The organism is Mycobacterium sp., assembly GCF_044223235.1.
In the GTDB taxonomy this organism is placed as follows: Bacteria; Actinomycetota; Actinomycetes; order Mycobacteriales; family Mycobacteriaceae; genus Mycobacterium.
Genome location: NZ_JBGAME010000004.1, coordinates 266,413 through 279,649 on the forward strand (window position 1 = coordinate 266,413; position 13,237 = coordinate 279,649).

Below are 13,237 nucleotides of genomic sequence, written 5' to 3' on the forward strand. Positions count from 1 at the left end.
CCGATGCGCGATCGGCGCCGGTCGTCACGACGGCACCCGCCCGCCTGCGAGCAGGTCGGACAGTGCGGTGATCAGTGCAGCGGGCGGATGCCAGCTGAACACCCCCGCGGGGTGCCCGTCGACCGCCGGGGTCTGTGGGCCACACATGCCCCGCACGAACAGGTACAGTGTGCCACCCAGGTGGCGCTTTGGATCGTAGCCGGGTAGCCGCCAGCGCAGGAACCGGTGCAGCACCACGCTGTACAGCAGGGCCTGCAGCGGATAGTCGGAGTGCAGCATGGCCTCGACCAGTCGCGGGCGGACATAGTCGGCGGCCGTCAGTGACCCGCCGGGGTCACCGAGCCAGTTCGTCTTGTAGTCGACGATGAGGTATCGATGGTCCGGGCCGTGCGGAATGCGCAGCACCGCGTCCACCGAGCCGGATAGATACCCGCGCAACACCTGCCCACCCAGCGCGGTGCCCATGAGCCGCTCGGCATAGGGTGCCAGCACATCCCCGGGCGCGATCAGCGCCGCCAACAGCGAACCGACGTCGCGCAGCCGCACCTCCCCGGCGGTGGCCCGCAGGTCGCCGCCCGCGAGGGGAAACTCGAAGTCCAACTCGCGCAACCGATCCCGCCTGCCAATCTGGCGCAGGGTGCGCGTGCCGGCGAGCGGACCGAGCGGGGTGTCGTGCAGGGGAACCAACGCCGCGGCGAGATCGGCTGCCGGCACGTCCACCGGCCACCACACGGAGTGGGTCATGATCTCGGATTCCAGCTCGGCGGCCAGGTCCGCCGCCATCGGGTCGGCCGTCTCGAGCACGGCATGCACCAGGCTGCCGAATTTCGCGCCGGTGGGGAGATGCGCCATCGGGGAGGGGATGTCGGATCCGGACGCAGGTTGCGCCACGGGGATATCGGCGGCTTCGTCGTCGAGCTCGGCGGCTTCGGGCTCGCTGCTGACGCCGGTGGTCTCTGCGGGCCGGATCAGCGCCGAGTAGGAAGTTCGCCGCCACGTCGTGTCGACGCTGCGATGGAAATGGCGGGCATCCAGAGCTGCCGGGGTTCTCCCTGTCGGCACCGACACCGGCTCCGCCACAATCGATTCCTCGATCACCGGACCGCCAGCCGCCTCCCACTCCCGAAACCTCCCGAGCGCCTCCTCGTCGCCGACCTTCGCCGGCAGGACCTTGTCGGGAACCGTCGACTCGCCGGGGCGGCGGCCGCGCAACAGCCGGGACAACCCGCCGTTGGGTTCGTCGTACGCCGGTGACCACCACGCCACCACCTGCGCCTGCGCGCGCGTCAACGCGACATAGGTGAGGCGGCTGTCATCAGAGGCGGCTTCCGTGCGGCCCAGCCGGCTGACCGCCGAGAAATCCGGGCTGTCCTTGTCGCCCACGTAAAGGCAGCGGACACCGTCCTCATCGTGGAACAACGTGAGATCACGTTCGGGCACATAGCGATTGAAGGCGAACGGCAGGTAGACGATAGGGTACTGCAGACCCTTGCTGACCCACACGGTCATGATCTGCACGGCCGCGGCGTCGCTGTCCAGCCTGCGGCTGCGTTCGGCTGCGCCGCTCCGGTCGTCGCGCTGTTTACGCAGCCAGTCGCGCAGCGCGGGCAGGTTGAGCCGTTCGCGGTGGGCGACATCTTGGAGCAACTGCGTCACATGCGCCAGATCCGTGATCTGCCGCTCGCCGCGCTCCCAGGACAGCACGCGGTCGGCCATGCCGCTCAGCTGGGCGGCCTCGAAGACTGCCGCGATGCCGCGTTCCCGGGCGTATCCGGCCCACTGCCGAAGTGTTGCGGCCACCTTGTCCGTAAGCGAATCACCGCCGGCTACCAGAGTTTCCGCTGTCTCCCCGAAGAACATGGTGGCCGCGGCCGCACGCACCAACCCGACCCGGTGGGGCTGATCGAACGCCTCGAGCAGGCACAGCCAGTCGTCCGCCGCCTCCGAGTCGAACACGTCGGAGTCGCCGGTGTACACCGCGCGGATGCCCGCCTCGGACAGTGCCCGGTAGCAGGTGCGGGCGTCCTTGTGCGTCTCGACGATCACCGCGACGTCGCGCGCCCGGACCTTCCTGCCCCCGAAGGTCGCATCGGCGGCCAGCAGGGCCGCGATGTCGGCAGCGAGGTCTCGGCCGATGTGGTCGCGCAGATCGGCGATGCCGAGATTCTGTACCCCTCTGCGCCCAAACGTCTTTCGCTGGACCACCCGCAGCCGGAACGGGTCGTTCCTGGGGGCGCCGGAAAGCCGCGAGCCCTCGTGGTGGGCGGCAATGTCGTGTACGACGATGGCCGGGGCGCCCAGGGCCGCCCCCCTCAGCACCGCCTGCAGTCGCTGGACCAGCGCACCGTCGCTGCGCCAGTTCGTGCCGAGTGTCTTCTTGTGCCCGGCGGTCTCGGCCGCCTTGAGGTAGGTGACGATGTCCCCGCCGCGGAAGGCGTAGATGGCCTGTTTGGGGTCGCCGATCAGGATCAGCGTCGAATGACCGGTGAAGGCCCGATCGAGCACCTGCCACTGCACCCGGTCGGTGTCCTGGAATTCGTCGACCATCACGATCGGCCACCGGCGGCGCATCCGGGTGCGGGCCGGGGAGTCATCGGCGCCCAGCGCCGTGGCCAGCCTGCTCAGCAGGTCGTCGTAGCCGAGTATCCCCAACCGCCGCTTCCGTCTATCTAGTTCGGCAAGAACATCTTCCGCGAAACCGATTGACACCGCCGCCCGGGAGCCGGGCTCGGGATCGTCGGGCCGCAGCTGCGCGCCGGGATTGGCCACCACCTCACGCGCCAGGCGCAATGCGTCGCCGAAGGTCAGCATCGGATCGTCGCGTTCGCGACCGAACCCGGCGAGGTACAAATCGCCGACGATCTCGGTCACCAGGTCATCGAGCGTCTCGACGAGGGTCACGCCGGTATCGGTGTCACCTGCCACGCCGAGCGACTTGAGCACCAACTGGCAGAACTGGTGGGTGGTGGCGATGGTCGCGGCATCGAACCCGGCCAGCGCATCCCGCAGGCGCTCGCGACGGGTGGCGAGCTCTTGGTCCGTGCCGGTGAGGAGATGCTCGATCAGTTCGTTGGGGGTGGTCGGTGGGTTGTCGAACGCCGTGAGAGCGTCGACGATCTGATCACGCACCCGCTCACGAAGTTCCTGGCTGGCCGCTCGACCGAAGGTGATGAGCAGCATCTGGTCCAGTGTCGCTTCGCCTTCGGCGATGTACCGCGTCACGAGGCCGGCGAGCGCGAACGTCTTGCCGGTGCCTGCGCTGGCCTCCAACACGGTGGTGGAGCGTGGGGCGGGTAACGGCCCCAGGAGGTCGAAGCGCTCCGTCACGACTCACCCCGTTCGGCGCGCAGCAGGGGCAGCCACAGGCGCGCGGCGTAGGCGCCCAGCCGGTGCCTCTCACCGTGGTGATCCTCGCCTGGCCGCAGCGGCGCCATGAGGTCGGCCAATCTCGCGTTGGCACCCCATGCCCGAATGTGGGCGGGTTCGCGGTCTTCGCCGGGGTACCGATCGTTGGATTCCCATCGATATCGTGCGGACTGCTCGGGATCACCGCCGCCGTGCCTGGCCTCCGCCCACGCGAACGACGTCTTGACGGGCAGGGGAAGCGGTTCGCGGCGTCCGGCGTCGTACATCGCCACCAGGTCGCGCAGGAGTGCGACGGCATCGGCCGCAGGAGCGCCGAGCACGACGGTGCGGGGTGTGGTGCCACGCTTCTGGCGGCCGATGCAGATGGCCGACCAGTGCCCGCCGGGGTGGGTGGCGGCCAAGGCCAGCAACGGAATCCACGCTTCGAGAAGATGCCTGCCGCCCAGCTTCGAGTAGGTGACCGACATCAGCCGGTCACCGAAGACCGGGGCAACCGTTCCGGTGAGACGCCGTCCCGCGCCGAGGTCGATGTCCACATCGTGGGCGTGTGTCGCGGTGCTCCGCAGCCGGGCGGCCGCGGCGGCCAATAGTTCAGCCTGGTTCCGGATCTCGGCGGCCCTTCGCCAGCCGAGCTGACCCGGCGGCAGCGTGCCGCGGCGCCACTCGGCCTGCCTGGCCTCGTCGGCTGTCATCCCCCGCAGCATGTCGTTGAGCATCCGGTCGCCGACCGTCCACTCCTCGAGTGCGTCGATCTCGACCGGCATGCTGTCGCTGACGCCGTCCACCTCCCATGGCAGCGTGTAGTCGAGCGCGCGGAAGAATCCCTTGACGGGATCTCTGAAAAAGCCTGCCAGGTCGGCCAATCCGACGTCGTCGGGTGGTCGGGGCGGCAGCGGCCCGCCGACGAACGCGGGCCGTTCGGCGCGCTGCCCGCCCGCCGCGCGTGCGGCCCGCAGCACGGTGGGGTCGAAGGTGAACGGTGTGCCTGCGACCAGGGCACCTCGCTCGACGTTGCGAATGTCGAAGGGCTGCAGCGGGTGCTGTGTGACGACAGCATCACGGACGGCGGCAGCAGTCGTGCGGTCGAGGGTGTCGAGCAGTTCGACGAGTGGCACCGCGGGTGGATGTGGCCGGCCGGAGAACTCGTTGGCGCCGGTGTAGGTGATCACGAGTGTCTCGGTGGCCGCGCAGATCGCATCGAGCAGCAATTGCCGGTCCTCGGAACGGATGTCGCGCTCACCCGACATCGGGTTGCGCGCCAGCACGTCGTCGCCGTCGACGGCACCGAGACGTGGGAACACGCCGTCATCCAGACCCACCAGGCAGACCACCCGGTGCGGCACGGACCGCATCGGCACCATAGTGCAGACGGTCAGCGTGCCCGTGCGGAAGTTCGCCCGGGTCGGTCGGCCGGCCAGCCGCCGGTCGAGTAGCGCACTGATGTCGGAGAGCCGCATCTCGGTGCCCGAGCGGTCGCCGGCTCCGGCGATCACATCGGCGAACTCCCGCCGCAGCTGACTGGCCTGCCAGACGTCGTCGTCGCCGACACGGGTCAGCAGGTCCACGCCATCGCTCAGCGCGTGCAGCCAGTCACACATCGGACGCACACCGCTCAGCGAACCGACCGCGCGGTGCAGCCGATCGACGTACTCCGCGAGCTGACCTGCCAGCTCGACCCGATTGCTGCCGACGTCGTCGAGCGGCAGCGTGCTGCCGATCCAGGCGTGTGCGTCGTCGGACAGTGCGACACCTGCCAGCACCCGGTCTATGCCGAATCGCCATGTGTTGTGGACGAAGTCGACGCCGAACGGCTCGCGGTGCGACTGGTCGAAGCCCCACCGGATGTTGGCCTGACGAACCCACCGGGTGAGGTCGTCGAGGTCGTCGTCGCTGAACCCGAACCGCGCACGGACGGCCGGGGTCTGGGCGAAGTCCAGAACGCCGCTGGCCGTGGCGCGACCGCCGGCCAGCGCCAGCAGCTGAGCGGCCACACCCAGCAGCGGATTGGTCTGGATCGGGGAGCGGTCGGCCAGGCGGACCCGGAGCCGGTGGGCGGGGTGCGCACCGGTCAGCACGTCGCCCAGGCCGAAGTCAGCGACGACCAGTGGTGCGTACGTCTCGATGTCGGGGCACATCACCAGGATGTCGCGCGGCTCCAGCGTCGGGTCGTCGGCGAGCAGGCCGAGCAGGACCTCGCGAAGCACGTCGATCTGGCGGGAGGGTCCGTGGCAACTGTGCACCTGTACGGAGCGATCGCCGCGATGGTGTGCACGGCCATGTGGCCGAACACGGTTCGCGGCGATATCGGACTGCAGCCAGCCCAGCAGCGTATCGGGATCGCCTGCGGCACCGAGATACTCGTCGGAGTCGGGCCGGGGGAGGGTGCGCTGCAGTTCGCGGAGATCGCGGCCGAGCGTGGCCAGCAGCGGATGCCCGACCATACGGTGGCCGGTGTCGTCGCGGCGCGCGATGCGACCGCGTCTATCCCCCAATGCGCGCCACAGCTCATCGCTGGGATGCGGCAGCCACAGGTGTAGATCGTGGTGGAGGGCAAGCGCTGCAAGCAGTTCGAGCTCGGTGGCGGGCAGCCGGGTGTGGCCGAACAGCGACAGGCGGGCGGGTAGGTCGCTTGGGCCTTCCCGCAGCCGGGCGATGGTTTCGGCGTGCCGGAGGTGCGGTGGTGGCGCATCGATTCGCCCCACGACAGCACGCCACAGGTGCGGCTGCCAGGTCAGGTCGTCATCGAGGCGCCCGCCGGCCCCGTCGGTGGCGTCGCCGTCGAGCCAGTCGGCCAGCAGCGCGGGGCGTTGCAGACCGTAGGAGGCGAACAGACCGGCCAGCCGACGCGCCACCGCGTACCGCCTGCCGCGCCGCTGCCCGGCCTCGTCGCCGCTGTCGAAGTGCCCAAGGTGCTTTGCGAGCACCTTGCACCAGGGCTCGTCGAGGCTGGCGTCGATCGCTTCAAGCAGCGGCCAGGTCAGAGCGTCCGCGGACCAATGATCCCCGTGGGAGGTGCCGGTGATCTCGGCGATCAGCGATGTCGGTGAGCGGAAGTCCACCCCTGCGCACACTCCGTCGGCTTCGCAGCCGCCGCCGAGGCGGTGGGAGAGGCGTTGGCTGAGCCAGCGTTCCATTCCCCGGGCGGACACGAGAACCAGTTCGGCGGCGAACGGATCGGGCTGCGGCTCGGAAAGCAATGCCCCGAGCCCGTCGGCGAGCAGGTCGCATCGATCGGCACGGTGAAGGTGAAGCGCCATCGACAGTCACCCTAAGCGCCCACTGCGACATCGTCGGGGCGGGGTCGTCCGTCAGCGGGCGCGGGTGAACTCCCACGCGTCGGAGACGATCAGGTCGAGGCTGGTGCGCTGCGGGCGCCAGCCGAGTTCGGCCATCGCTCTCTCGCTCGACGCGATCAGCACCGCGGGATCGCCGGGCCGCCGGTCGACGTCTTTCGACGTCAAAGTGAGGCCCGTCACCCGCTCGCAGCAGGAGATGACCTCGCGCACCGAAAATCCCGTTCCGCTGCCCAGGTTGTAGATGCGGTGGGTCGAGGGCTGCGCGGTCTCGAGCGCGAGGACGTGGGCGTCGGCGAGGTCGCGAATGTGGATGTAGTCGCGCACCGCTGTCCCGTCCTCGGTGGGCCAGTCGGAGCCGAACACCAGGATCTCACTGCGCTGGCCGGTGGCCACCTGCAGAACCAGCGGGATGAGGTGTGTTTCGGTCGCGTGGCGCTCCCCGAGGCCCGCATAGGCCCCGGCGACATTGAAGTACCGCAGGCTCGTCGCCGCAAGGCCGTGGGCCGCCGCGTAGGACGTGATCGCGAGGTCGATGGCCAGTTTGGTTGCGCCGTAGGCGTTGGTCGGGCGCGTCGGCGCGTCCTCGGTGATGGGCACGACCTCCGGCTCGCCGTAAGTCGCAGCGGTGGAGGAGAATACGAGTCGCGGCGTCTGTGCATTACGCATCGCCTCCAGCAGCTGCAGGGTCTTGACCACATTGCCGTGCCAGTATCGTTCGGGTGCCGTAACCGACTCACCGACAAGTGATTTCGCAGCGAAGTGCAGGACGCCATCGCACCCCTCGGCGAGCAGGGACGGCGCCGCGTCGACCATATCCGCTTCGACGAACCGCGCTCCCGCCGGCACGGCGTCGGCATTGCCCGTGGACAGGTCATCAACCACCACGACGTCATGGCCGCGTTCCAGCAGGACCTGCGCGCAGATGCTGCCGACGTAGCCCGCTCCGCCAGTCACGAGGAGTTTCATGTGCCCTTCCTAACCCAATACGCCTGCTTCGGCAGCGGACGGTGCCATCCTGTAGTGCCCCCGCCACCCCGGTTCGCCGAATGCGGCGGACTCAGCATTTCTACAAGGGCAACGTTCCGAAGAGATTGCACCATATTCGAACCGGGTTCGCGTATGGCCGCAGGCTGCGACGATGAACAGAACCAGCAGTGTGTCTCAGTTTCAGCCTGGTCATCACTTGTTCGAATCTGGTGGACGGCCACCGCACGCGGTAGGGCATTCGGCCTGCGATCAGCAGGCCTGCTGTGTTGGTCAATCACATCCGCGGCAACCTTCTGCAGCTGTCGGCGAACCGATAGCTGACCGCAGGCGGACATCCTCGCCGGGAGGCGACTTCAGCCGACGGTGGTACGGAACCGCGGCTTTCGCCTCATCCGCTGTCGTGTTCGTCTACTTCCTCCCCGTCGTTGTCGTTGTCGTTGTCGTTGTCGTTGTGGTTGGTGTTGTTGATGTTGTTGTCGGGCGCCAGGAGGCGTTCGGGGTGGTGGAGGTGGTTGATGCGGTGTTGGCCGGTGTCGAGGTCGGGTGGGGGGTTCCATTCGATGAGTCCGTCGGCGCGGGTGTGGGTGGTCCATGCGGTGGTTTCGATGAGCCGGTTGTCCGGGCCGCAGGCCAGGGTGAGGTCGTCGATGTCGGTTTGTCCGTTGTTGGCCCAGCCGGTGACGTGGTGGGCTTGGGTGTAGTACCCGCCGGTGGTGCAGCCGGGCTTGGTGCAGCCGCGGTCGCGGGCCAGTAACACGAGGCGCTGCCCGGCCGAGGCCAACCGCTTCGTGCGCCCCAGGTAGAGCGGGATTTGGCGGTGGTTGTCGAAGATCACCAGGCACTGGTGGGAGTGGCTGGCCAGGCGTACCACGTCACGCATCGGTATCAGGGTGCCGGCGGCGGTGAGGGCGTAGCCGGTGGGTCCGGGCCGCAACCGCACGGCCGCCTCCAACTCGGCCAGGGTGGTGGTGATGATGATCATGGCGGGCAGCCCGTGGTGTTGGCCGAGCGCTCCCGAGGCCAGCATGGCGCGGCCCATCGCGGTCAGGGCGTCGTGGTGGCGTTGGGCCGGGGTGCGGATGTCGCGGCGGATCTGCTCCTCGGTCGGCTGCCCGTCGATCACGGGTTTGTCGTCGTCGGGGTTGGCCATCCCGGGGGCGGCCAACTTGGCGAACACGGCTTCGATGGTGGCCCGCGCCAGCGGGTCGAGATACCCGGTGATCGGTGACATCCCGTCGGTGCCCTGTTTGCCTAGGGTGAGGCCGCGTTTGCGGGCCCGGTCGCGGTCGTCGTCGAGTGTCCCGTCGGGGTTCAGCAGCGCGGCCAGGCGGGTGGCGGCTTGGCGTAACCCTTCGGGGCGGTGTCCCGTCGCGATACTGGCCAGGTTGGTCTCGGCGAGTTCGCGGGTGTGGGCGTCGACGGCGTGGGGCAGGTCGTCGAAGAAGCGTCGGATGATGGTGACGTGTTCGGCGTTGATCTGACCGGCGGCTTGGGCGGCGGCGGTGGCCGCCAGCCGCGGTGTGAGGGGTTCCCCGGTGATCGCGCGCCGGGGTCCCAGATCGTCGGCCTCGGCCAACCGGCGCCGGGCTTCACCGGTGGAGATCCGCAGCCGTTCGGCCAGCACCTGCACCATATTCTTGGCGCCCAACGCGACCGGGGAGGCGTGCGCGGTCAGCTGGGCCAGCAGCCGGTGGTCCAGGGCGGGTAGGCGCCGGCGCAGCACTTCGATGTCGTCGAGTACTCCCAGCACCGCGCGGTCGGACAACGCCTCAGCGTCCAGTCCGGCCAGCAGGTCCATACCCGCGCGCAAGTGCGCGACCGCGGTATCAACACTGCACGAGTCCATACATCGAACGCTAGTGTGAGGGTCCGACAAGTTTCCGGACGAGATGAAGCTACTGGATCCACACCGCACCAACGGAATTCGTCACCCGCGCCAGCGGAAGAGGTCACCGCGCGAGCGTGCGGAGACTTTGAGATTTCGACGGAGTGTCCGCCGCGGACACGCACTCAGTGCAGTAGGTGGGCGACGCTGGCCGCGGTGGGTAGACCCGAGCAGACACACCCGCTCCGCGTCCGGGGCGACCAGCCCGCTGGCGCGCTGACTCAGGGACTGGTGGCGATTCATGCACGTTGGTTTCGGCGCGCGCAACAGCGTGCACACATCCCGAGGAAAATCAGAGCCAGTCGTTGCGACGGAACATCAGGTACAGCAGCACCACCAGGACCGCGATGACGGCGCTGCTCACGACGAACCCGCCCACCGTGTTGATGCCCGGGTACAGCACGTTTTGGCCGTAGAACCCGGTGATCGCCGTGGGCACCGCGATGATCGCCGCCCAGCCGCTCAGCTTCTTCATCACGTTGTTCAGGCGCGCGTCCTGAAGCGACAGGTTGGTCTCGAACACGGTGGTGACCATGTCGCGCAGCGATTCCGTCCATTCTGAGGCTCGCAGCACGTGGTCGTACAGGTCGGCGTAGAGCGGATCGAGTTCCGGCGCGGTCTTGGCGTCCAGCCGCCGATGCTGGATGGCGTTGATGACCTCACGCATCGGCAACACCACCCGGCGCAACTGGACCAGGTCCTTGCGCAGGGTGAACATCTGCCGCTGCAGGCCGTGGCGTGGGCGTCCGTCGCCGAACAGGTCGTCCTCGATGGCCTCGATGCGGTCGTCGAGCGCCTGGACCGCCTCGAAGTGACCGTCCACCACGACATCGAGTAGGCCGTGCACCAGCGAGCCGACGCCGTACTCCTGCCCGCCAAGCTCGTCGAAACGCTCCGTGACTGTTGCGATGTCGACGCACGGGGACAGCCGCACGGTGATCAGGCCGCGCGGCAGCACGAAGCCGGAGACCCGATGGATCGACAGGTTCGGCCTGGTGTCGTCGGTGGGGGGCGGCACCTCGATGTCGACGGCGTACACCGTGAAGAACGTATGGGTGTGGTAGATGACGGCCTTGGTGCGTTCGGCTTCCCCGATGGCGTCCTCGACCGCCCACGAGTTCAGTCCGAGTTCGTCGGCCAGATCGGTAAGCAGGGCGTGGTCGGGGTCGTACACATCCACCCAGACGAGGGTGTCGGGTTCGGCGAGGTACTCGGAGATGGCGGTGAACTCGAAGTCGTCCTGGGGTTTGCCGGCTCGCCACACCCGGCCGTGCACCGCGGTCACCGGCTCATCATGTCAGCGCAGCAGCGCCGCCGCGTCAGCCCCCGGGGCTCAGCAGTCCCCGCTCCAGGGCGTACATGCTCGCGCCGATCCGGTTGGAGACACCGATCTTGGCGTATGTCCGCTCGACGTGGTTGCGCGCGGTCTTCTCGCTGATCACCAGCCTGGTGGCGATCTCCTTGTTGGTCGCGCCCCTCGCGACGAGGCACAGCACCTCGATCTCGCGTGCGGTCAGCCCGCCCGGCCGCGCGGTGGGCGCCCCCGACGGCTGGCCAGCCGCCTGTAGCACCGCGTCCGCGGCCACGGGATCGACCTTGTCGGCCCTGACCCTCTCGCGCAACCGGCGTGCCGCCGCGGATGGTGTCATCGCCTCGCGATAGGGCCGCGGTTCCAGCGCCGACCGATAGCTGACCGCGGCCGCCAGCAGCCGGTCAGGCATGGCCAGCCCGCGTGCGGAGACCCCACGCGGATAACCCGAACCGTCAAGACACTCATGATGATTGGCGGCGACGGCCGCGACCGGTCGGAGCACGTCGACCTGCTGCAGGATGCGTTCGGTCAGGTAGGGGTGCAGCCGCATCCGCTCGAACTCGGCCATGCTCAGCGCTGACGGCTTGGACCACACCTGGTTGGACACTCCGATGCGGCCGATGTCGTGGATGTGCGCTGCCCTGCGGGTCAGCGTGACCGCGTCGGCGTCCAGCCCGGCGCAGGCGGCGGCGTCGGCGGCCAGCTGCGCGGTGGCACGTGAGTGACCGAGCGTGAATGGGCATTTCAGGTCGACGAAGTCGCCGAGCGCGACGAGCAGGTCGTCCAGTTCGGCGGCGTCCAATGTGGTGTGCCGGTCGGGCGCCTGCTGCAGGGCAGCCCCCCACACGTCACCCGCCGAGGGCACCGCAAGGATCGTCGCGGCGTCGGCGGCGAACGCGTCGACCACGGCGGGGTCGAACTGGCCGCCGCGCCGGCCGCGCGCCATCGCCACCGCGCCCTCGACGCCATAGACCCGCTGATGGACCTCGACCATGTCGGCCAGCTGGGCGATCCGGGTCTCGATCGGGATGGCGTCGCCCCTCGCGCCTGCGGGCAGTCCGCCGCCGTCGAAGCGTTCGAACGTGAACCGCAGCGCCGTGCGCACATCGTCGGCCAGGCCGAGCCGTTCGGCCAGCAGCGCGGCCGACGTGCAGTGCGAATGGATGAGCTGCGAGATATGGCCTCGCGCATTGGCATACAGGGTGGTCATCGCCTTCAGCCGCTGCAGCAGCGATTCGCCGTGCCGCACGTTGGTCAGCAGGAAGCGCTGATACGGCAACCCCGACCAGTCGACGAGGTAGGACTCGCGGCGCACCGCGATGTCGTCGCCGAACCACCGCGCGTACTCGTGGGAATCCGCGTGACAGCCGATCCACATGATCAGCGTCGCGTAGTAGACGCAGTCGCGCTGGGCCTGGGGCAACCCCATCCGTTCGGCGAGCCGTGTCGCGATCAACGCCGATCGCAGCATGTGCTCGGCGGGCTGCCCCAGCCCGAGGTCGACGGCCACCGACAGCGCGGCGAGGATCTCCGCGCGGGTCGGTAGCGCCGCCGGGGTCGACTGGGACGTCACGTTCCGATTCTGCGCCGTGCGACCGGCCGAGTCAGCGCGATGGCTCGAGATGATCGGCACGGTGCTTGCCGGGGACGAAGGTGTCGAAGCGGCCGTGCCCGACCACGCAGATGCCGCGCTGCGGCAGCCGGAAGTCCTGAAGCTGCGCCTGGGTGGCCAGCGGCCCGACGGGTCCGAGGTCCTCTCCCCACAGCACTGCCGTCGAGCGGGCCACGGCCCACACCCGTTTGGGTGCGACGCGGTAGCCCTGCCCGTTGGGCAATTGGCCGGTCAGCTGCATCCTTCCCAGGCCCAGGACGGGTCCGACGACCCGGCTCATCATCGACAGCGTGGCGCGGCTGTTCCACGCCACCGCGGGTAGCCGCGTGCCGACGGCAGTCATCAGCCGTGTCGCACCGGTGCAGGCGATGTCGAGGTGCCAGTCGAGCAGCCCGTCGATACCGATCCGCAGCGACCAGGGGGTCGGCCAGCTGATCTGGATGTCGCACCGGACCGGTGCGATCGGGGTGGCCGAGCTGAAGTACCGCGAGCAGCTCTGCGGGCCGGGGGTGGTTGCGTAGAACGTCCACACACCGGCGGGATCGCGGTGCCACACCGACCGGTAGGCGGGTGCGAACGAACTCGCCGGGAAGTCGCGGTACGCGAGGTAGTGCCCGCTGGCGAAAGGCAGGCCCATGACGCCGAATCCGACGACTCGCTCGTCGTCTCCTGAGGGAAGTGCCGACTGGATGGTGGCGGCCGCGGCCGCTTGGGGTGTGGTGGTAGTGGTCATGGGGTAATCCTGCGTGGGCGGTGACGCGGCGTGCATGGGGCATTTG

The 13,237-nt window shown here is 68.9% G+C and carries 7 protein-coding genes; all 7 read right to left on the minus strand.

Features of this window, described 5'->3' with window-relative positions:
• Positions 1 to 24: 24 nt before the first annotated feature.
• The 7 genes from recB to ADBZ6K_RS08935 all read right to left on the minus strand — a co-directional run bounded on the left by recB (position 25) and on the right by ADBZ6K_RS08935 (position 13,191).
• Entirely contained in the window at positions 25 to 3,327 is a 3,303-nt protein-coding gene (gene recB / locus ADBZ6K_RS08905) for an exodeoxyribonuclease V subunit beta (RefSeq protein ID WP_526345606.1), read from the minus strand.
• Positions 3,324 to 6,623, minus strand: coding sequence for an exodeoxyribonuclease V subunit gamma (recC, locus tag ADBZ6K_RS08910; RefSeq protein ID WP_526345608.1), 3,300 nt, complete (start codon positions 6,621 to 6,623; stop codon positions 3,324 to 3,326). Before recC ends, recB begins: the two co-directional genes overlap by 4 nt.
• 51 nt (positions 6,624 to 6,674) lie before the next feature.
• Positions 6,675 to 7,628 carry a UDP-glucose 4-epimerase GalE gene (gene galE / locus ADBZ6K_RS08915; RefSeq protein WP_526345610.1) on the minus strand — a complete coding sequence of 318 codons (954 nt, stop codon included), beginning with the start codon at positions 7,626 to 7,628 and terminating at the stop codon, positions 6,675 to 6,677.
• Between the two features lie 409 nt (positions 7,629 to 8,037).
• Positions 8,038 to 9,495 (minus strand): HNH endonuclease signature motif containing protein, encoded by a 1,458-nt coding sequence (locus tag ADBZ6K_RS08920; protein WP_526345612.1) that lies wholly within the window; start codon positions 9,493 to 9,495, stop codon positions 8,038 to 8,040.
• Between the two features lie 331 nt (positions 9,496 to 9,826).
• Positions 9,827 to 10,819 (minus strand): magnesium transporter CorA family protein, encoded by a 993-nt coding sequence (locus ADBZ6K_RS08925; RefSeq protein ID WP_526345614.1) that lies wholly within the window; start codon positions 10,817 to 10,819, stop codon positions 9,827 to 9,829.
• A 34-nt stretch (positions 10,820 to 10,853) separates the two neighbouring features.
• Positions 10,854 to 12,419 carry an HD domain-containing phosphohydrolase gene (locus ADBZ6K_RS08930; RefSeq protein WP_526345616.1) on the minus strand — a complete coding sequence of 522 codons (1,566 nt, stop codon included), beginning with the start codon at positions 12,417 to 12,419 and terminating at the stop codon, positions 10,854 to 10,856.
• 31 nt (positions 12,420 to 12,450) lie between these two features.
• Complete coding sequence (locus tag ADBZ6K_RS08935; RefSeq protein ID WP_526345618.1) at positions 12,451 to 13,191, minus strand: hypothetical protein; 741 nt, start codon at positions 13,189 to 13,191, stop codon at positions 12,451 to 12,453.
• Positions 13,192 to 13,237 lie beyond the last annotated feature (46 nt).

Excerpts from the sequence above, each read along its gene's own strand:
- recC (WP_526345608.1), bottom strand. The coding sequence starts at position 6,623 with ATGGCGCTTCACCTTCACCGTGCCGATCGATGCGACCTGCTCGCCGAC.
- galE (WP_526345610.1), bottom strand. The coding sequence starts at position 7,628 with ATGAAACTCCTCGTGACTGGCGGAGCGGGCTACGTCGGCAGCATCTGC.
- ADBZ6K_RS08920 (WP_526345612.1), bottom strand. The coding sequence starts at position 9,495 with ATGGACTCGTGCAGTGTTGATACCGCGGTCGCGCACTTGCGCGCGGGT.
- ADBZ6K_RS08935 (WP_526345618.1), bottom strand. The coding sequence starts at position 13,191 with ATGACCACTACCACCACACCCCAAGCGGCCGCGGCCGCCACCATCCAG.